The following is an 18,638-nucleotide window of genomic DNA, read 5'->3' as shown; positions in this document are numbered from 1 at the left end:
GGCAAGGACGCCGTCCGCTTCATGATGCTCTACCGCAAGAACGACGCGGTGCTGGATTTCGACCTCGCCAAGGTGATCGAGCAGTCGCGCGAGAACCCGGTATTCTATGTGCAGTATGGCCACGCCAGGGGCCACTCGGTGTTCCGTAACGCCCGGGAGGTGATCCCGGACCTGCCCGTCGAGGCGGATGCCCGCTCGGCGTTCCTGGGGGATGCGGCGGTGGAGCGGCTGATCGACCCTGCCGAATTGGACTTGCTGCGGCGGCTCGCGCTCTACCCGCGGATGATCGAGGCGGCTTCGGTAGCGCACGAGCCTCACCGAATCGCTTTTTATCTGTATGATCTTGCCAGTGAATTTCACGGGCTGTGGACCAGGGGGCGGGATTTGCCCTATTTACGCTTCATTATCAATAATGATGCAGAGATCACAAAGGCGCGGCTGGCCCTGGTCCAGGGTGTCGTCTCTGTTCTGGCATCGGGCTTGGCCGTTCTCGGCGTTCACGCTCCGGACGAGATGCGGTAATTTCAGGGGCGAACGCCGCTCGCACGCGGATCGTGGGCGGCATCTGGCAAGGGCTGGTTCGTCAGTAGAAGCGGGTTGACGACTTTCCCGCAGGGGACGCATCATCACGATGGCTGATAGATATCGCGACAGACCTTTTCCCGCTGATAACGACTATGATCGCGGCGGCGATCCTCAGGCGGCGAGCGGCGAGAGCGATCCTTTAGCCGAACTGGCGCGCTTGATCGGGCAGACCGACCCGTTCGGCACCACGAGTCGAGCCAACCAGAAGGTCCCGCCGCGCACGGCCGCTCGGGATCCCTACCAGCGCCCGGCCGAGCCTCCCTTCCAGCGACCGGCTGAGCCGGAGGTTAGCCCTCCCGCGAGTCCGCCGCCCTGGCTGCAGCGCGCCAACAGGCAGGAAATTCCGCAGCAGGAGCCACCCCCGGATTACCCGAGTTCGGTACACCCTCTGCAGCGTTATGCGGCAGCGCATCCCGCGCCCGAACCCGATTTTCAAGAGGAACCGCAGTACGCGGACGAGCCTGAGCCCGATCCGTCGCGTTATGACGATGCGCTGTATGGCCAGCTCGATGCCGGCGCCCAGCCATTCCCGCATGATCCGGCCTATGCGGATGACGCCTACGCCTATCAGGACGGCTACGATGACGGCGCCGCTGAACCCGTAAAAAAGCGTCGCGGCGGAATGGTCACCGTGATCGTCGTGCTCGCGCTGGCAGTGGTGGGGACGGGTGCTGCGTTCGCCTACCGCACCTATGTTGGAACGCCGCGCAGCGGCGAACCGCCGATCATCAAGGCTGACACCAGCCCGACCAAGACCGTGCCGGCTCCGTCGGACGGTTCTGCCAAGCTGCCGGATCGCATGGCGACCGGCGACGGCACCGAGAAGATCGTTCCGCGCGAGGAAGCCCCGGTTGACGTCAACGCCAAGGCCGGTCCGCGCGTGGTATTTCCGCCGTTGAACCAGAACGGCAACCCGCCGTCTGCAGCGAGCGTGGCTCCCGGCAATTTGCCACCGGCCAGTGCCGGAAACGGCACGATGCCGAACAATGAGCCGCGCAAGATCAGGACCCTGACCGTGAAGGGCGACCAGCCCGACGGCACTGCGCTGCCGGTTGGCTCGGCGCCGCCCGCCGGCGCGAAACAGGCCCCGGCCGCCCGAACCGCGGGGGCACCGCCCACGCCCGCCGGGCACAATCCCCCGACATCGGCCAATGCCAGCGCCAACGCGCCGCTATCGCTGGTGCCGCAGGGTAACCAGGCGGCTCCCGCGGCGGAGCCGCAGACCCGGGTGGCCAACACCAACCCCGTACAGACGGCGCCGAGTGGCGCACCGACCGGTGGTGGCTACGTGGTGCAGGTCTCCTCCCAGCGTAGCGAAGCCGACGCCCAGGCCTCCTTCCGGGCCCTGCAGGGCAAATTCCCAGCGGTGCTGGGAACGCATTCGCCGCTGATCAAGCGCGCCGACCTCGGCGAAAAGGGCGTCTACTACCGGGCCATGGTAGGCCCCTTCGGGACCTCCGAGGAGGCGTCGCAGCTCTGCGGAAACCTGAAATCGGCCGGCGGGCAGTGCGTCGTCCAAAGGAATTAACGGCTGTTTCCTTGACCCCCGGGCAGGCTGCGGGCTAATCGGCCCGGATGAGCACGCGGGCTTTCATCACGGGCGTATCCGGAACGGAGCTGAACGCCGCCGAGCGCGAGTTCATCCGCGCGCAGCAGCCTTGGGGCTTCATCCTGTTTAAGCGGAATATCGATACGCCCGCGCAAGTCACGCGGCTTGTTGCCGATTTGCGCAAGGAACTCGGCGAACCCGACGCGCCCGTCCTGATCGACCAAGAGGGCGGCCGGGTCCAGCGCCTCGGTCCGCCGCATTGGCCGGCCTATCCGGCGGGAGCGCTATTCGGCAGGCTTTACGATATCGACCGTGCGCTTGGCCTTGCTGGAGCGCGGCTGAGCGCCCGGCTGATCGCGGCCGATCTCGGTGCGCTCGGCATTACCGTGGATTGCCTGCCGCTGGCGGACGTGCCGGTGGCCGGCGCCGACGCGGTCATTGGTAACAGGGCCTATGGAACCGAGCCGGGCAAGGTCGCGGCGATCGGGCGCGCGGTGACGGAGGGGCTAGAGCAGGGCGGCATTCTGCCTGTCCTCAAGCACATTCCCGGGCACGGCCGGGCGACCGCCGACACCCATTTCAGGCTTCCGGTGGTCGATACGCCCCGGGCTGAGCTGGAACGGACCGATTTCGCCGCCTTTCAACCGCTGGCGGACCTGCCGATGGCCATGACGGCACATGTTGTGTTTAGTGCGCTGGACCCGGTCCATCCGGCGACGACTTCTGCGACAATGATCAACCAAGTGATTCGCGGCGTGATCGGGTTCCAGGGTTTGTTGATGAGTGATGACGTGTCCATGGACGCATTGGCGGGATCGATCGCCGATAGGACTCGAGCCATCTTCGCCGCCGGCTGCGACATCGTTCTGCACTGCAACGGCAAGCTCGACGAAATGCGCGAGGTTGCCAAGGAGACGCCGGAATTGTCTGGCAAGGCGTTGGAGCGCGCGAGAACGGCGCTGGCGTCCCGCAAAGCGCCGCAAGCGTTCGATCGCACTGCGGCTCGGGCTGAACTGGATGCGTTGGTCGAACGGGCGGGAACGGCAGGCGCATGAGCGCGGAAATCCTATCATTCGAAACCGGACGGCCGGCCGAAATCGTTGACGACGAGCCCTCGCTGGTCGTCGACGTCGAAGGCTACGAGGGTCCGCTCGATTTGCTGCTGGCGCTGGCGCGGCAGCAGAAGGTCGATCTCGCCAAGATTTCCATCCTGGCGCTGGCCAACCAATACCTCGTTTTCATCGAGGCGGCCCGCAAGATCAGGCTGGAGCTCGCCGCCGATTATCTGGTGATGGCGGCATGGTTGGCGTTTCTCAAATCCCGCCTGCTGCTGCCGGAAGCGCCGACCGCGGAAGGACCGAGCGCCGAGGAAATGGCGACCGCGCTGGCCAACCGGCTGCGCCGGCTGGAGGCCATTCGCGAGGCCGCGAACCGGCTGATGAACCGTCCGCAATTGCAGCGCGACATTTTTCCGCGCGGCAATCCCGAAGCCATCGCGGAGATCAAGCATCCCAGATTCACCGCGACGCTGTTCGACCTGCTTACCGCCTATGCCGCGCAGCGCCAGCAGCGGGTGCTGGCGAGCGTGCATCTGGCGAAACGCACGGTGTGGTCGCTGGCGGAGGCGAGGGCGTCACTGGAGCGCCTGGTCGGGATCGCCGAGGACTGGAGCTGCCTCGACGAATACCTGCTCAGCTATGTCGCCGATCCCACGCAAAAAGCCACGGTTTTCGCGTCCAGTTTTGCCGCCGCCCTGGAACTGGTCCGGGAAGGCGAAATGGAACTGCACCAGCAAGAGGCGTTCGCGCCGCTTTATTTTCGAAAGCGTCCGCCGCAACCAGTACCCGACGCGATGACCGCGCCGGATCTGTCGGCCGAGTAAGTGGAAGAAGGAGACCGACCCATGGCAAGCCTGGCGGAAAAGCGCATAGCCGATGCCGAGGAGGGTTCTGTCGATCCCCAGGCGCGGCCCGAGGAATTGCGCCTTCTCGAAGCACTGCTGTTTGCCTCCACTGAACCTCTCGATCAAGCCACCCTCGCCAAGCGGATGCCGGAGGGCGTCGACATCAAGGTCGCGCTGGCGCAACTGCAGGCGGACTACGCCTCGCGCGGCGTCAACCTGGTTCGCGTCGCCAATAAATGGACCTTCCGCACTGCTGGCGATCTGGCCTGGCTGATGACGCGGGAGAGCACCGAAACCCGCCGGTTGTCGCGCGCGGCGATCGAGATGCTGGCGATCATCGCTTATCATCAGCCGGTGACGCGGGCGGAGATCGAGGACATTCGCGGCGTGATCACCTCCAAGGGCACGCTCGATGTGCTGCTGGAAACCGGGTGGATCCGTCCGCGCGGCCGCCGCAAGACGCCGGGCCGACCGCTCACCTTCGGAACCACGGAAGCCTTTTTGTCGCAGTTCAGTCTCGAGGCGCTCGGCGACCTGCCGGGCCTCGAAGAACTGAAGGGTACCGGCCTGTTGGATTCGCGGCTGCCTTCCGGCTTCAGCGTTCCGACGCCATCGGATGATCCAACCTTGCGCGACGACGAGGATCCGCTGGAAATCGGCGATCTGGAACTCGCGCTGGCGCCCGCGGTCGAGCCGGAAGAAGGCAACGAAGGCTGATTCCGATCAAGCGACCGCCGGCGAGCGGGCCCCTCCGACGCCGGTTAACGGTAGCGCGTTAACACAGCGATTTGACGCGGCTTAAGTCCTTGTTTTTGACACCCCTTGAGCCTACTTTCCCCCTCAGAATGGCCGGGTCGCCGGCTTGCGTGTTTGGAGGGTTGCAGGATGGGTTCGCTTAGCATTTGGCACTGGATCGTCGTGATCGCAGTCGTCCTGCTGTTGTTCGGTCGCGGCAAGATTTCCGACCTGATGGGTGATGTCGCGCAGGGCATCAAGGCCTTCAAGAAGGGCATGCAGGACGATGAGAAGACTGCGGAGAAGCCCGAGCCCGTGAAGTCCATCGATCACAACGCCACGTCTTCGGCGGCGGCGCGGTCGGATGTCGGCAGCAAGGCTGTCTGAACACCGCTTGCGGCACTATTCGCGGCAAGACCGGTTGGGGAGACGCGGGCGGCCCAAATCTTGTTTGGCAAGTATTGGGGTGAAATCGCCTCGCGTGAGCGGAATGATTCATGTTCGATATCGGGTGGAGTGAAATTGCGGTCATCGCGGTCGTCGCCCTGATCGCCATCGGCCCGAAAGAGCTGCCGGGCGTGCTGCGCATGGTCGGGCAATGGATGGGCAAGGCGCGCAAGATGGCCGCCGAATTCCAGGGCCAGTTCCAGGAAGCCATGCGCGAGGCCGAAATGGCCGACCTCAAGAAGAGCTTCGACGAAGTGAAGGAAGCCGCATCGGGCTTCACCAGCGGCAATCTGATGACCTCGCTGGAAAAGGACGTCAGCAAGGCCCTCGACATCGACGTCCTCGACAAGCCGGCGGCGTCCGCGACGGATACGCCGGCGGTCGAGCCGCCGGTCACACCGACAACTCCGGAGCCTCCCATTCCGGAAACCTTTACCGAGGCCGACGCCCATGCCGCGGCGTCGCAGCCGCTGGCGATCGTGCAGGAGGCGCAAGCGCAGCCCGCGCCGCAGGATATCGCGCCCGCTGCGCCTGACGTTCTCAAGGACGCCAAAGCGTCATGAGCGCCGAAGATATCGAGGCCAGCAAGGCGCCGCTGATGGATCACTTGATCGAGCTGCGCTCGCGGCTGATCAAGGCGCTGCTGGGGTTTGGCGTCGCATTCATCTTCTGTTTCTTCTTCGCCAAGCAGATCTACAACGTGCTGGTATGGCCGTTCGTCTGGGTCGCGGGCGCCGAAAATTCGAAATTCATCTACACGGCGCTCCTGGAATATTTCATCACCCAGCTGAAGCTGGCGCTGTTCGGCGCCGGCTTCATCTCGTTCCCGATCGTCGCCACCCAGATCTACAAATTCGTGGCGCCGGGCCTTTACAAGCACGAGCGCGGCGCCTTCCTGCCGTATCTGATCGCGACCCCGTTCTTTTTCGTGATGGGATCGATGCTGGTCTATTTCGTGGTGCTGCCGATGCTGGTGCGGTTCTCGCTCGGCATGCAGCAGCTTGGCGGTCCCGAGACCGCGCAAATCCAGCTGTTGCCGAAGGTCGGCGAGTATCTGTCGCTCATGATGTCGCTGATTTTCGCCTTCGGCATCGCGTTCCAGCTGCCGGTGATCCTGACACTGCTCGGCCGCATCGGCATCATCACTTCAAAACAGCTGCGCGAGAAGCGCCGGTACTTCATCGTCGTCGCCTTCATCATCGCCGCCGTCCTGACCCCGCCCGACGTGCTCAGCCAATCCTCGCTCGCGATCCCCTTGCTGCTGCTCTACGAAGGCTCGATCATCGCGGTGCGCATGGTGGAGAAGAAGGCCGCCGCGGCCGCCGCCGCGACAACCCCGCCCCCCGCGACCCCGCCGCCGCCCGAAGCCAATCCGGCGGAGTAGGGGCGGACCGTCCGGGTTTTCGCCTATCATTCCCGGCTCACAGCCTATGATTCGTCATGCCCGGGCTTGACCCGGGCATCCACGACTTGATCTAAGGCAGGCGTGGATGGCCGGGACTTTGGGTGAAGCTGCGCCTCGCGCTTTTGCCCGGCCGTGACGCAGGAATTTTTGTCATGCACGACATCAAATGGATCCGCGACAACCCGCAGGCCTTCGACGCCGGACTGAAACGGCGCGGACTCGCGTCGTTGTCGGCGTCGCTGTTGGCGATCGACGAAGAACGCCGTGCCGCGATCCTGAAGTCGGAGCAGGCGCAGGCCCGACGCAATGCGGCGTCAAAGGAGATCGGCGAGGCCAAGAAGGCCAAGGACGACGCCCGCGCCGCCGCGCTGATGGCCGAAGTCGCCGAACTCAAGACCACGATGCCGGAACTCGAGCTGGCCGCGAAGGTCGCGGACGAGGAGCTTGCCAGAGCACTGGCGGCGATTCCGAACCTGCCGCTGGACGAAGTGCCCGATGGCGTGGACGAGCACGGCAACGTGGTGCGGCATCATTTCGGCGCGGCGCGCAATTATGCGTTCGCGCCGAAGCCGCACGATGATCTCGGCGGCGCGCTCGGCTACATGGATTTCGAAACAGCGGCGAAATTATCAGGCGCGCGTTTCGTGGTGCTGAAGAAGGGTCTCGCACGATTGGAGCGGGCGATCGGCCAATTCATGCTCGACCTCCACACCAATGAGCACGGTTATGCCGAGATCAATCCGCCGCTGCTGGTTCGTGACGCCGTGATGTTCGGAACGGGACAGCTGCCGAAGTTTGAAGATGACCAGTTCTGGGCCGTCAGAGGCGAATTGCTAACGGCGGCCGATGAGAGTGCTGTTGCAGACGCGGATCGTCTTGAGGCGCAAATGGCGTATGCAGGACGCGTTGGCAAATTGAGAAGCGACCGCCTCGGCCTGATCCCCACCGCCGAAGTGCCGCTGACCAATCTCGTCCGCGAGTCGATCCGCGACGAGAAGGAATTGCCGATGCGGCTGACCGCGTTGACGCCCTGCTTTCGCGCCGAGGCGGGTGCTGCCGGGCGTGATACCCGCGGCATGATCCGCCAGCACCAATTCACAAAGGTCGAGCTGGTGTCGATCACCACGCCGGAGACCAGCAAGGACGAGCACGAGCGCATGCTGGCCTGCGCCGAGGAGGTGCTGCGCCAACTCGATCTGCATTACCGCGTGATGACATTGTGCGCCGGCGACATGGGCTTTTCCGCGCAGAAGACCTACGACATCGAGGTCTGGATGCCGGGCCAGGGCGAGGGCGGGGCGTTCAGGGAAATCTCGAGCTGCTCGGTGTGCGGCGATTTCCAGGCCCGCCGCATGGACGCGCGCTATCGCGGCGCCGACGGCAAGCCGCGCTTCGTGCACACGCTGAACGGCTCCGGCACCGCGGTCGGCCGCGCGCTGATCGCGGTCATGGAGACCTACCAGCAGGAAGACGGCTCGATCACTGTTCCCGACGTGCTGCAGCCCTATATGGGCGGGCTGAAGGCTGTCGCCCGCGACCAGTAATCCGGCCGCGATTTGTCCAGGGCGCTCGCCTTCGCTGTTGCGAACGCGGCGCACGACGGTATCTTCGTGTTCTGCCTGCGGCGGACCGCCGCTTTCGGAAACGGGACCCATGGCCCTGCATCGCGACATTTATTGGGTGGGCAGACAATGGGCAGTCACGGGCTACGGCATCCAGGCGTGCAATCAGAAGCAGAAGGGCCAATTCGATATCGAGGGCTCGCGGCTATGGGAAGATGGCGTCCAGGAAAGCCTCCGCGCCGAGGCGTGGCTCAATATCGAGGATTTCGAGAAGGCGCTCGAGGTCGCCCGCAAGTACTATCCCGAGCCGCCGCGAAAGGCAGCGCCGCCTGCGCCTGATATTCCTGACTTGAAGGAAGCGGACTTGAAAGCAATTCCCGCCAGCGAGAGTCCCGTCGACGCGCCGAAGAACATCGCGGTTCAAAAATTCGAACTGCGCATTGGAAGCTGGCCCGCAAAATTCGTCCGCACCTGGCGTGTTGTCGTTCGACGTTGATCGCTGGTCGCCGTCGCGAAATGCAAGAACCCGCCATTTAAGTCGCAGTATCGGAAACCGCATCCAGGTTCGTTCTCCCTTCGCAGATGAAGTTTTTCGATTTGAGCAATTTTGACCACGGCTCGCGACGCCGAAACGGCCATGATTCGATTCGATCCGTCGGCCCTCTTGGCAGCAAGAATCCCAAATCAGCGCGATGCACCATGCCCGAATTTAAGCCAGTATCGGCTGCGCATATCGCCGCGATCGAGCGGCCGGCCTGCCCGAAGTGCTCGCAGCGGCGCATGCTGCTGTCGAACCTGGGGTCGCGACCCTGCGGTTCGGCCATCCGGAGCTTCGAGTGCCAGAACTGCGGTCATACCAGTACTGCCGTCGTACCAAGCGACCCCTTGACCTCCAACGTGCTGGGCTGGCTCGCCAGTGAACTGAGGCCGCCGACCTAGTTTCCGGCCCGGCCTGGACCCGTCACCCACGGGAACCGCTGGCACCCTTAGGCCGTCTGAACTGCGTTAGAGGGCCCGTCCGAGCCCCGATTTGAGTCGCCTTCCCGACATAAGGGGATTAGCATGACTTATTGCCGGATTGGCCCCGCGGCCATGCTGGCGACTGAGAGTGCCCGCCGGGATGACGGACGAACACCATGCCCAATAGGGCGCGAGTTCAGGTAGAGGACACATTTGCTCCCCAGACTTTTCTGGGCGCCGGAAAGACGGTCGAGCGGTACGCCAGGAACCAGACGATTTACTGCCAGGGCGACGTCGCCAACGAGGTCTTTTTCGTTCAAAAAGGCAAGGTCAAGGTCACTGTCTTGTCCGAGCACGGCAAGGAAGCGGTGGTCGGCATTTTGGAGGCGGGCCAATTCTTCGGCGAAGCATGCATCGAGGGCGCAGAAACACGCAACGCGACCAGCCAGGCCATGGAAGACTGCGTAATTACCTCCATGACAAAACCGGCGATGCTGGCGGCTCTCGATGCGGAGCCGGGTTTTTCCGCATTTTTCATCGGCTATCTGCTGTCCCGCAACAGCCGGATGGAAGACGACCTGATCGACCATCTTTTCAATTGCAGCGAGAAGCGCCTTGCGCGCCTGCTGCTGCGTCTGGCGAATTTCGGCGGGGAGGGGAGCATGCCCCCGAACCCGATCACGCTCAGTCAGGAAACGCTGGCGGAAATGATCGGCACGACCCGGTCCCGGGTGAGTTTTTTCATGAACAAATTCAGGAAACAGGGATACGTCGATTACAACGGAAAGATCGAGGTCCACCGATCGCTGTTGGAAGCGGTGCTGCGGGAAAGCCCTCAATTGGGGGATGACGAGGAGCGCGACTGAGCGCCCATCATCGCGGTATTAGTTGCTGCTGCCACGAGATGAAGTCGGCCGGATAGGCGCATTTTCCGTCGCTCACCGTACCGCCATTGCCCGTTCAAAATAGGCGGAACCGCCGCTGCTTCGCAATACGCACCGCGGTTGCCATGCGGTCGTTCGCGTCGAGCGACGCCCGAAGCCGTGGAATTATCGTTGAATTTACCGGGTTTGCCTCGGCGCCGCGCGCGGGCTAAGACGACGCTGAAGTCCCCGCAGCCGTTCGAAAGAGGCACTCAGGTAGGATGCGAATTCTCTGCACCAATGACGACGGCATTCATGCTCCCGGTCTGAAGGTCGTCGAGGAGATCGCGCGGGCGCTGTCCGATGATGTCTGGGTAGTGGCGCCGGAACTCGACCAGTCCGGCGTCTCGCACTCGCTGTCGCTGAACGATCCGTTGCGGCTGCGTGAAGTCGGCCCGCGGCATTTCGCCGTACGGGGCACGCCGACCGACTGTGTCATCATGGGAGCGCGCCACATCCTCGGCGAGACCATGCCGGATCTCGTGCTGTCCGGGGTCAACAAGGGGCGCAACGTCGCCGAAGACGTGGTTTATTCCGGCACCATCGCGGGTGCCCTGGAAGGCACCATTCTGGGAATTCCGTCGTTTGCGCTGTCGCAGGAATTCAGCATGGAAACCCGCAACGCACCGTTGTGGGAGACGGCGCTCAAATTTGGGCCGCCAATCCTGCGCAAGGTGATCGACGCCGGGGTGCCGAAGAACACCGTGATCAATGTCAATTTTCCGGCCTGCGCGCCCGACGATGTCGCGGGCGTGCGTGTGACGCGGCAGGGCAAGCGCAATCTCGGTTTTCTCAAGGTCGACCAACGCCGCGACGGCCGCGGCAATCCTTACTTCTGGATCGGGTTCGAACGGCTGGCGCAGGCCGACGTGCCGGCGGAAGGCACCGACCTTGCGGCGCTGGCGGCGCGGTATGTTTCGGTTACGCCGCTGCGGCTCGACCGCACCGACGACGAGTTTTCGCAGGCGCTGACGGCGACGCTGAAATAAGATAGGTCAATTCCTCTAAACGATCGGCAGCGATGGTGGGTCGCCCTTTTGTCAGACGTTGAACGTGGCTTCCCATTTGGCGATTTCGGCGCCGCGCATGGTCAGCACCGCTTCGGCGTCGCCGAATGTAAGTTCTCCGACCACCTGTGCTGCAGGCATCCCGTGCTCCCTGACGTGCGGCCATCGCGGCTGCACGAGAGCAGAAAACTAGCTAGGATATCCGAGTGACAGATTCCGTCAGCAGCGATGTCGGTAGACCCGGCAGGCCCTCGATTTCGCGCTATTGCTTGATCAATGCCTGACGGCTTGTTGGATATCGCGCCCCACACGCGCGACACCGCATAAGCGTTCGCCGGGGGACGCGGATTGCGCGCCCTAAACCGTCGCGCCCTTGAGCGTGCTGTCGATCATCCGCGCCAGGGTTTCGAGCTGAAAGGGCTTTTGCAGCGCGGGGCGGTCGCGGTATTCTTCCGGCAGACCCGACGAGCCGTAGCCGGTCGCGAAGATGAAGGGCCGGTGGCGCGCCGTGATCAGTTCGGCGACCGGAGAGATCACCTTGCCGTTGACGTTGACGTCAAGAATGGCGAGGTCGAACTCGGTACATTGGGCGAGCCTCATCGCTTCGTTGATATCGCCGGCCTCGGCCGCAATGCTGAAGCCCAGCTCCTCCAGCATGTCGGCGACCATCATCCTGATCATCACCTCGTCTTCGACGAGGAAGACAGAACCGCCCGGCGGTCGCGTCGCAGTCATGGAGAATGTCCTCGCCCGTCCTACGTGTCAGGATCGCAAATAACGGCAACCGGCGCAATGTCAACGTGCGCAGGCGCGTCACCCGCGCATTTGCGGGGCTTAGAGCAGGAGATTGATTGCCCGCTCGCATAACGCCGGGGTACAACACCGGTTCCCCCTAGGGAACCTCAATTTCGGAAAAGTTTCCCCTGATCTGGCGCTTTATATTGCATCAAACGGGGCGTTTAAGGGATCGGCATGCCCGCTGCACCAAATCCGCCGGAAAAGATGATGTTCCAGCTTAACCTGCGGCGGCGCGGGATCAGCGATCAGGCGGTGCTGCGCGCTATGGAAGAGGTCCCGCGCGAGATCTTCGTGGAGCCGGCCGATCGCGCCGATGCCTACCGCGACAGTGCGCTCGGCATCGCCTGCGGACAGACCATCAGCCAGCCCTTCGTCGTGGCTTACATGACCGAACAGCTGCAGCTGCAAATGCCGCACCGGGTGCTCGAGATCGGCACCGGCTCCGGCTACCAGGCCGCCATCCTGTCGCGGCTTTGCTCGCAGGTGTTGACGATCGAGCGCTACCGGACGCTAGCTGAGATCGCCCGGGCGCGGCTCGCGAAGCTCGGTTACGACAATATCGAGGTGATACTGGGGGACGGCTACGACATTCCGGCCGCCGCAGGCACCTTCGACCGCATCATCGTGACAGCGGCGATGGAGCAGATCCCCGAGGCGCTATTGGAGCGGCTCAAGCCCGGCGGCATCCTGATCGCGCCCGTCGGTCCGCACCACGGCACCCAGACCCTGGTCCGCGTCACCAGGACCGACGCCGGTTTTGATCGCAGGGAGCTGGTGGACGTCCGATTCGTGCCGGCGTTGCCAGGAATCGCCCGCGAATTGTAGGGCCTTTCTTCGTTTCGGGCAGCGCTGGCGGCGAAGCACTCGAGCCCAGCCGCCGCGGCCTGCTGTGCCCCCGGATTGCCCGGAATGTAAGGATTTCGCAGGGTTAAGCGGTTGTTTACTGGCGGCGTGTTTACTCAAAAAAGTTATTTGTTGCGTACGAGTGAGTAACCATGCCCCGTATCGTCGAGTTGCTTTGCTCGCGCCGCATACCGCACGTCGCGGCGCTGGCGCTGATGTCGTTCGGGTTTGCGGGCTGCAGCGCGGACATGCAGTCGCGCCTCTCGCAGAATTCCCTCTCCAATCCCTTTGCCTCGCAGCCTGAAGCCACCGGCTCAATGCCGGCTCCCGCGGTCGAGCGTCGCGAACTTCCGCAATATTCCCGCCCGCATTCGCAATACCAATCCCAGGCCTTGCCGCCGCCGATCGCAGCTCCGCAGAGCTATCCGGCGGCCAGTGGCGGCGTATCCGGAGGAGGGCGCGGGCTCGCCTCGTATGCTCCGCCCGCTCGTCCGCTGGAGACGACCGGCACTGTCCCCCCGCGCTCGGTCGCGGCGGCTCGCGCGCAGGGTCAAGGCACCACGATCATCGTCGGCACCAGCGACACGCTGGATCTCCTGGCGCGCCGCTACCGCGTGACGCCTGCGGCGATCATGCAGGCCAATGGGTACAAGGGACCGCGCGTTTTGTCGCCGGGCCAGCAGCTGATCATTCCGCGTGAGTCGGCTACCGCTGTCGCGGCGCCGGCGCTCGCGCCGGTCGCTCCGGCGAGCAGACCCGTTGCCGCCCCCGGCGCACCGCCAGCGGTTCATTTCGTCAACCGCGGCGACACGCTGCTCAGCATTGCCCGCCATAACCACATCCCGGTCGCCGAACTTGCGAGAGCCAACGGCCTCGATCCCCAGGCGAAACTCAAGCTCGGTGCCAGGCTGACAGTGCCGGCGAAGACAGCGGCCGTCGCACCAATTGAGCAGCCTGCTGCTGCTGGTGTTGCTGCTGCCCAGCCCGCCGCGGCCTTGGCGCCGCCGGCCACCAAAATGGCCGCGGTGGCATTGGGTCCGCCGCAAACCGCGCGGCTGGCCCAGGCGACCACGAAGGTCGAGGAGCCCTCCGCTGAAAGCCCGGTCAAGGCGGCCGAGGCAACGGGGGCGCTACCGACATTCCGTTGGCCTGTGCGCGGCAAGGTGATCACGAGCTATGGCGCCAAGACCAACGGCAAGTCGAACGACGGAATCAATCTGGCGGTGCCGGAGGGGACGCCGGTGAAGGCGGCGGAAGACGGCGTCGTGGCCTATTCCGGCAACGAGCTCAAAGGTTATGGCAATCTGGTCCTGGTTCGGCACACCAACGGCTACGTTACCGCATATGCCCATGCGAGTGAGCTCCTGGTGAAGCGCGGCGATACGATCAAGCGCGGCCAGGTCATTGCCAAGTCGGGTCAGTCGGGCGAAGTGGGGTCGCCGCAGCTCCACTTCGAGATCCGCAAAGGATCTACCCCGGTTGACCCGCTTCAATTCCTCAACGGCGCGTGAGCGCTAGCGACACCTCGACGGGCAGCGCAGGAACAGCTCGGGTCGCCAGCCCTGGTGAATGAGCGGGCGCAATAAATGGACGGCGGGCGGACGGGCGGGCGTCTACCCCGCCCTGAGCCTTACTCCCAGCCTTCCCGCCAGTTCCTGGGTGAACTGCCAGGCGACACGTCCCGAGCGCGAGCCGCGCGTGGTCGACCATTCCAGTGCTTCGCGCTCGAGCTCCTCTTCGGCGAGCTTGATGCCGAAGTGACTGCAATAGCCCTTTACCATCGCCAGATATTCATCCTGGCTGCAGCGGTGAAATCCGAGCCACAGGCCGAAGCGGTCGGAGAGCGACACCTTTTCCTCGACGGCCTCGCCGGGATTGATTGCGGTCGAGCGCTCGTTTTCGATCATGTCGCGCGCCAACAGATGCCGGCGGTTGGACGTGGCGTAAAGGATGACATTTTCCGGCCGGCCCTCGATGCCGCCTTCCAGCACCGCTTTCAGGGATTTGTAGGAGGCGTCGTTGCCGTCGAAAGACAGGTCGTCGCAGAATACGATGAAATGGAAATCGGACCCGCGCAGCAGATCCATCAAGGCAGGCAGGCTCTCGATATCCTCGCGATGGATCTCGATCAGTTTGAGGCGGTCGGCGGGCTTGCGATTGGCGTTGATGCTGGCATGGGTCGCCTTGACCAGCGAGGATTTGCCCATGCCGCGCGCGCCCCACAACAGCGCATTGTTGGCGGGAAGCCCGTCGGCAAAGCGCTCGGTATTCTCGATCAGGATGTCGCGCATCCGGTCGATGCCTTTGAGCAGGCCGAGATCGACACGGCTGACGCGCGGCACCGGCGCCAGCCGGCCATCGGGGTGCCAGACGAAGGCGTCGGCGCTGGAAAATGATTGGGCCGTGGCGGAGGCGGGCGCGGACAGCTGCGCGGCGATCGTTTCAAGCGCACGCGCAATCCTTTCCGTTGCGTCATGTTCGGGGGCGACTGCCGGACGTTTTGTCGCGGTCGCCGGCGATTTCCGCGTGGCGCGAGGTCTTGTTTTTCGGGGCTTTTTCGACATCTTGCGGGGTTCCTGACCCCGCAGCCATATCGGTCCTTTTGGTAGCCTGCAAGCCACTCGAATGAAGGGCAAATGAGGGGTTGGGCGGCGTTGCAATTGGGACCGCGGCCGCTATAGTCCGCGCGAATTCGACCCGAACCGGCCCGACGCGAACCGCGTTGCTGGCTCATTCCCGTTTCACGAGGATCGTCCGAATGCTGATTACACCTGCGTTTGCCCAGGCCGCGGGAGCCAGCGACACCAACAGCATGTTGATGTCGCTGCTGCCCTTCGCGCTGATCTTCGTGATTATGTATTTCCTGATTCTGCGGCCGCAGCAGAAGAAGGTGAAGGACCACGCTGAACTCGTGAAGAACATCCGCCGCGGCGATACCGTGGTGACGACGGGCGGCCTCGTCGGCAAGGTCACAAAAGTGGTCGACGACGACCAGATCGAATTCGAAATCTCTGATGGCGTCAGGGTGCGGCAAATGCGGCAGATGATTTCGGGCGTGCGCGCCAAGGGCGAGCCGGCGAAGGACAAGAGTGAGTCCGCCAAGGACGAGACGTCCGCGAGCTAGCTTTCTCGAAGCGCCGCATTCTCTGAATCTGACGGGTCAACTCGATGTTGTATTTCACGCGGTGGAAGGCGCTGGCGATCATCCTGACGGCGCTGGTGGTGTGCCTTTGCGCCGTTCCAAATTTCTTCCCCGAAGCTACCGTCAAGGGGTGGCCGGCATGGGCGCAGCGGCGGCTGGTGCTCGGCCTCGACCTGCAGGGCGGCTCCTACCTGCTGCTCGAGGTCGATTCCAACTACGTCAAGAAAGAGAAGCTCGACCAGATCCGCGACGACGTGCGCCGGACGCTTCGTGACGCCCGGATCGGCTATACCGGCCTCGCCTCGCGTCCGGATAGCGTCGAGGTTCGCGTCAAGGACACCGATCTGCAGAACGCGCTGACCAAACTGCGCGAACTGTCGCAGCCGCTCGGCGGGCTGGTGGGCTCCAGCGGGCAGCGCAGCCTCGAAGTCAGCGATGCCGGCGGCGGCCTGATCCGTCTCGGGGTTCCGCAAGCGGCCATCACCGAGCGCATCCGCCAGACCATCGAACAATCGATCCAAATCGTCGAGCGCCGCGTCAACCAGCTCGGCACCGTCGAACCGGTGATTCAGCGGCAGGGCAGCGACCGTATCCTGGTCCAGGTGCCGGGCCTTCAGGACCCGAGCCGCTTGAAGGAGCTGCTGGGCAAGACCGCCAAGATGGAGTTCCGCATGGTCGATACGACCGTGCCGCCGGATCAAGCCCAAGCCGGCAGGGTGCCGCCCGATTCCGAAGTACTGATGAGTTCGACTTCGCCGAAAACACCCTATGTGATCAAAAAGCAGATCCTGGTCTCCGGTGGCGATCTGACCGACTCGCAGCCCGGCTTCGACCAGCGCTCGGGCGAGCCGATCGTCAGCTTCCGCTTCAACACCGCAGGCTCGCGCAAATTCGCACAGGCCACGTCCGAGAATGTCGGGCAGCCTTTCGCGATCGTGCTCGACAATGAGGTGATTTCCGCCCCCGTGATCCGCGAACCGATCACTGGCGGTTCCGGGCAGATCTCCGGCAGCTTCACGGTGCAGCAAGCCAACGATCTGGCGATCCTGCTGCGGGCGGGCGCGCTGCCGGCACCGCTGACGGTGATCGAGGAGCGCACCGTCGGTCCGGGGCTGGGTCAGGATTCGATCGAGAAGGGCGAACTCGCGGCTTACGTGGGCTCGATCCTGGTCATCGTGTTCATGCTCCTGACCTACCGGCTGTTCGGCGTGTTCGCCAATATCGCGGTCGCCATCAACGTCGCGATGATCTTCGGCGTGCTGTCGCTTCTGAACGCAACGCTGACGCTGCCCGGCATCGCCGGCATCGTGCTGACCGTCGGTATCGCCGTCGACTCCAACGTGCTGATCTATGAGCGCATCCGCGAGGAATTGCGCGGCGGGCGCAATGCGATTTCCGCGATCGACGCCGGCTTCAAGCGTGCGCTGTCGACGATCCTGGACTCCAACATCACCACCTTCATCGCCGCCGCCGTGCTGTTCTATATCGGCACCGGCCCGGTGCGCGGCTTCGCCGTGACGCTCGGCATCGGCATCATCACCACGGTGTTCACCGCATTTACCCTGACCCGCCTGATCGTGGCGACCTGGGTGCGGTGGAAGCGGCCGCACAGCGTGCCAATATGATTATGCGGAGCCGGCTGTGACACATTTGGTTCTGATAGGACTGGGCATCGTTATTGCCGTGCTGACGGTGGTCGCCTGCTTCGGCTGGCTGCCGTCGCTGCGGATCGTGCCTGACAACACGCATTTCGATTTCACCCGCTTTCGCCGCATCAGTTTTCCGATTTCGGCGCTGCTCTCGATCGTTGCGATCACGCTGTTCTTTACCCATGGGCTGAACTTCGGCATCGACTTCAAGGGCGGTACGCTGATGGAAGTCCGGGCCAAATCCGGCACGGTCGATATCGCCACGATGCGCGCGACCCTGGGCGGCCTCGGACTTGGCGACATCCAGCTGCAGCTCTTCGGCGGACCGGACGAAGTCCTGATCAGGGTCGCCGAACAGCCCGGCGGCGACGCCGCGCAGCAGGAGGCCGTGCAGAAAGTCCGCGGCGCGCTTGGTGAAGCCGTGGATTACCGCCGCGTCGAAGTGGTGGGACCGCGGGTTTCCGGGGAATTGCTGGCCTACGGCATGCTCGGGCTGATGCTCGCTATCCTGTCGATCCTGATCTATCTCTGGTTCCGGTTCGAATGGCAGTTCGCGCTCGGCGCCATGATCGCCAACGTCCACGATATCGTGCTGACGATCGGCTTCATGTCGATCTCGCAGGTCGATTTCGACCTCACCAGCATCGCCGCACTTCTGACGATTCTCGGTTATTCGCTGAACGACACCGTCGTGATCTATGACCGGATCCGCGAAATGCTGCGGCGTTACAAGAAGATGCCGATGCCGGAATTGCTCAACGAGTCCATCAACTCGACGCTGTCGCGCTCGATCATCACCCACGTCACGGTGACGCTGGCGCTGTTGGCGCTCTTGTTGTTCGGAGGCAACGCCATCCACAGCTTCACCGCGGTCATGATGTTCGGCGTGGTGCTGGTCGGCACCTACACGTCGATCTTCATCGCAGCCCCGATCCTGATCTATCTCGGCGTCGGCAACCACAGGGCCGACGCGCCGGAAAAGCCGACGAAAAAATAGCCCATGATCCCGACCCGAAGGGCCGCGTTAGCGCAAAGTGGGAACCGGTTTTCGGACAAGATCCTGCACCCGCAAACAGAGTCCTAGCCATGCCGAGCCGCTCGGACGCGCCGCATTTTCCGAGGTCCGCTCC

At 63.6% G+C, this 18,638-nt stretch carries 20 protein-coding genes; 18 read left to right on the top strand and 2 right to left on the bottom strand.

The features are described from left to right. The 13 genes from QZ213_RS09390 to surE form a co-directional block, all read left to right on the top strand. Positions 1–522 (top strand): DALR anticodon-binding domain-containing protein (locus tag QZ213_RS09390; RefSeq protein ID WP_291685791.1); only part of this gene is annotated, 522 nt, incomplete at its 5' end. Positions 523–631: 109 nt separating this feature from the next. Next, complete coding sequence (locus tag QZ213_RS09385) at positions 632–2,113, top strand: SPOR domain-containing protein (protein WP_291685790.1); 1,482 nt, start codon at positions 632–634, stop codon at positions 2,111–2,113. A gap of 47 nt (positions 2,114–2,160) precedes the next feature. After that, positions 2,161–3,189: a beta-N-acetylhexosaminidase gene (nagZ, locus tag QZ213_RS09380; protein WP_291685789.1), complete on the top strand. Its 1,029-nt coding sequence runs from the start codon at positions 2,161–2,163 to the stop codon at positions 3,187–3,189. Then, positions 3,186–4,016 (top strand): ScpA family protein, encoded by an 831-nt coding sequence (locus tag QZ213_RS09375; protein WP_291685788.1) that lies wholly within the window; start codon positions 3,186–3,188, stop codon positions 4,014–4,016. Before nagZ ends, QZ213_RS09375 begins: the two co-directional genes overlap by 4 nt. A 21-nt stretch (positions 4,017–4,037) precedes the next feature. Beyond that, positions 4,038–4,754 (top strand): SMC-Scp complex subunit ScpB, encoded by a 717-nt coding sequence (scpB, locus tag QZ213_RS09370; protein WP_291685787.1) that lies wholly within the window; start codon positions 4,038–4,040, stop codon positions 4,752–4,754. Positions 4,755–4,922: 168 nt separating this feature from the next. Continuing rightward, entirely contained in the window at positions 4,923–5,159 is a 237-nt protein-coding gene (locus QZ213_RS09365) for a twin-arginine translocase TatA/TatE family subunit (RefSeq protein WP_291685786.1), read from the top strand. Between the two features lie 110 nt (positions 5,160–5,269). Continuing rightward, positions 5,270–5,782, top strand: coding sequence for a Sec-independent protein translocase protein TatB (gene tatB, locus QZ213_RS09360; protein WP_291685785.1), 513 nt, complete (start codon positions 5,270–5,272; stop codon positions 5,780–5,782). After that, positions 5,779–6,603, top strand: coding sequence for a twin-arginine translocase subunit TatC (gene tatC / locus QZ213_RS09355; RefSeq protein ID WP_291685784.1), 825 nt, complete (start codon positions 5,779–5,781; stop codon positions 6,601–6,603). Before tatB ends, tatC begins: the two co-directional genes overlap by 4 nt. Before the next feature lie 173 nt (positions 6,604–6,776). Then, complete coding sequence (gene serS, locus QZ213_RS09350; RefSeq protein WP_291685783.1) at positions 6,777–8,168, top strand: serine--tRNA ligase; 1,392 nt, start codon at positions 6,777–6,779, stop codon at positions 8,166–8,168. A 109-nt stretch (positions 8,169–8,277) separates the two neighbouring features. Next, a complete protein-coding gene (locus QZ213_RS09345) occupies positions 8,278–8,682 on the top strand; it encodes a hypothetical protein (RefSeq protein WP_291685782.1) in 405 nt (134 codons plus the stop codon). A 203-nt stretch (positions 8,683–8,885) separates the two neighbouring features. After that, positions 8,886–9,125 carry a response regulator gene (locus QZ213_RS09340; RefSeq protein WP_291685781.1) on the top strand — a complete coding sequence of 80 codons (240 nt, stop codon included), beginning with the start codon at positions 8,886–8,888 and terminating at the stop codon, positions 9,123–9,125. Positions 9,126–9,322: 197 nt separating this feature from the next. Beyond that, complete coding sequence (locus QZ213_RS09335) at positions 9,323–10,012, top strand: Crp/Fnr family transcriptional regulator (protein WP_291685780.1); 690 nt, start codon at positions 9,323–9,325, stop codon at positions 10,010–10,012. A 278-nt stretch (positions 10,013–10,290) separates the two neighbouring features. Beyond that, positions 10,291–11,058 (top strand): 5'/3'-nucleotidase SurE, encoded by a 768-nt coding sequence (gene surE / locus QZ213_RS09330; RefSeq protein WP_291685779.1) that lies wholly within the window; start codon positions 10,291–10,293, stop codon positions 11,056–11,058. Between the two features lie 375 nt (positions 11,059–11,433). Here surE and QZ213_RS09325 read toward each other — a convergent pair whose 3' ends face one another. Further along, positions 11,434–11,811 carry a response regulator gene (locus QZ213_RS09325; protein ID WP_291685778.1) on the bottom strand — a complete coding sequence of 126 codons (378 nt, stop codon included), beginning with the start codon at positions 11,809–11,811 and terminating at the stop codon, positions 11,434–11,436. Positions 11,812–12,048: 237 nt separating this feature from the next. On the opposite strand from QZ213_RS09325, the gene QZ213_RS09320 reads away from it, so the two are divergent. Both QZ213_RS09320 and QZ213_RS09315 read left to right on the top strand, forming a co-directional pair. Next, entirely contained in the window at positions 12,049–12,699 is a 651-nt protein-coding gene (locus QZ213_RS09320) for a protein-L-isoaspartate(D-aspartate) O-methyltransferase (protein WP_291685777.1), read from the top strand. Between the two features lie 170 nt (positions 12,700–12,869). Then, positions 12,870–14,228 (top strand): LysM peptidoglycan-binding domain-containing M23 family metallopeptidase, encoded by a 1,359-nt coding sequence (locus QZ213_RS09315; protein ID WP_291685776.1) that lies wholly within the window; start codon positions 12,870–12,872, stop codon positions 14,226–14,228. Between the two features lie 102 nt (positions 14,229–14,330). On the opposite strand, the gene QZ213_RS09310 is transcribed toward QZ213_RS09315, so the two are convergent. Next, positions 14,331–15,281, bottom strand: coding sequence for an ATP-binding protein (locus QZ213_RS09310; protein WP_291685775.1), 951 nt, complete (start codon positions 15,279–15,281; stop codon positions 14,331–14,333). A 194-nt stretch (positions 15,282–15,475) separates the two neighbouring features. On the opposite strand from QZ213_RS09310, the gene yajC reads away from it, so the two are divergent. The 3 genes from yajC to secF are packed head-to-tail and all read left to right on the top strand — an operon-like array spanning position 15,476 to position 18,505. After that, complete coding sequence (gene yajC / locus QZ213_RS09305; protein WP_291685774.1) at positions 15,476–15,841, top strand: preprotein translocase subunit YajC; 366 nt, start codon at positions 15,476–15,478, stop codon at positions 15,839–15,841. 44 nt (positions 15,842–15,885) lie between these two features. Continuing rightward, complete coding sequence (gene secD, locus QZ213_RS09300) at positions 15,886–17,484, top strand: protein translocase subunit SecD (protein WP_291685773.1); 1,599 nt, start codon at positions 15,886–15,888, stop codon at positions 17,482–17,484. Positions 17,485–17,500: 16 nt separating this feature from the next. Then, positions 17,501–18,505 (top strand): protein translocase subunit SecF, encoded by a 1,005-nt coding sequence (gene secF, locus QZ213_RS09295; RefSeq protein WP_291685772.1) that lies wholly within the window; start codon positions 17,501–17,503, stop codon positions 18,503–18,505. Positions 18,506–18,638: the final 133 nt, after the last annotated feature.

Source organism: Bradyrhizobium sp. (assembly GCF_017881085.1).
GTDB lineage: Bacteria > Pseudomonadota > Alphaproteobacteria > Rhizobiales > Xanthobacteraceae > Bradyrhizobium.
This window is presented reverse-complemented; position numbering and strand designations above follow the sequence as displayed.

Bases quoted from the DNA above. Each gene is read 5' to 3' on its own strand.
- QZ213_RS09385 (WP_291685790.1), top strand. From the start codon at position 632: ATGGCTGATAGATATCGCGACAGACCTTTTCCCGCTGATAACGACTAT.
- nagZ (WP_291685789.1), top strand. From the start codon at position 2,161: ATGAGCACGCGGGCTTTCATCACGGGCGTATCCGGAACGGAGCTGAAC.
- QZ213_RS09375 (WP_291685788.1), top strand. From the start codon at position 3,186: ATGAGCGCGGAAATCCTATCATTCGAAACCGGACGGCCGGCCGAAATC.
- scpB (WP_291685787.1), top strand. From the start codon at position 4,038: ATGGCAAGCCTGGCGGAAAAGCGCATAGCCGATGCCGAGGAGGGTTCT.
- QZ213_RS09365 (WP_291685786.1), top strand. From the start codon at position 4,923: ATGGGTTCGCTTAGCATTTGGCACTGGATCGTCGTGATCGCAGTCGTC.
- tatB (WP_291685785.1), top strand. From the start codon at position 5,270: ATGTTCGATATCGGGTGGAGTGAAATTGCGGTCATCGCGGTCGTCGCC.
- tatC (WP_291685784.1), top strand. From the start codon at position 5,779: ATGAGCGCCGAAGATATCGAGGCCAGCAAGGCGCCGCTGATGGATCAC.
- serS (WP_291685783.1), top strand. From the start codon at position 6,777: ATGCACGACATCAAATGGATCCGCGACAACCCGCAGGCCTTCGACGCC.
- QZ213_RS09345 (WP_291685782.1), top strand. From the start codon at position 8,278: ATGGCCCTGCATCGCGACATTTATTGGGTGGGCAGACAATGGGCAGTC.
- QZ213_RS09340 (WP_291685781.1), top strand. From the start codon at position 8,886: ATGCCCGAATTTAAGCCAGTATCGGCTGCGCATATCGCCGCGATCGAG.
- QZ213_RS09335 (WP_291685780.1), top strand. From the start codon at position 9,323: ATGCCCAATAGGGCGCGAGTTCAGGTAGAGGACACATTTGCTCCCCAG.
- surE (WP_291685779.1), top strand. From the start codon at position 10,291: ATGCGAATTCTCTGCACCAATGACGACGGCATTCATGCTCCCGGTCTG.
- QZ213_RS09325 (WP_291685778.1), bottom strand. From the start codon at position 11,811: ATGACTGCGACGCGACCGCCGGGCGGTTCTGTCTTCCTCGTCGAAGAC.
- QZ213_RS09320 (WP_291685777.1), top strand. From the start codon at position 12,049: ATGCCCGCTGCACCAAATCCGCCGGAAAAGATGATGTTCCAGCTTAAC.
- QZ213_RS09315 (WP_291685776.1), top strand. From the start codon at position 12,870: ATGCCCCGTATCGTCGAGTTGCTTTGCTCGCGCCGCATACCGCACGTC.
- QZ213_RS09310 (WP_291685775.1), bottom strand. From the start codon at position 15,281: ATGTCGAAAAAGCCCCGAAAAACAAGACCTCGCGCCACGCGGAAATCG.
- yajC (WP_291685774.1), top strand. From the start codon at position 15,476: ATGCTGATTACACCTGCGTTTGCCCAGGCCGCGGGAGCCAGCGACACC.
- secD (WP_291685773.1), top strand. From the start codon at position 15,886: ATGTTGTATTTCACGCGGTGGAAGGCGCTGGCGATCATCCTGACGGCG.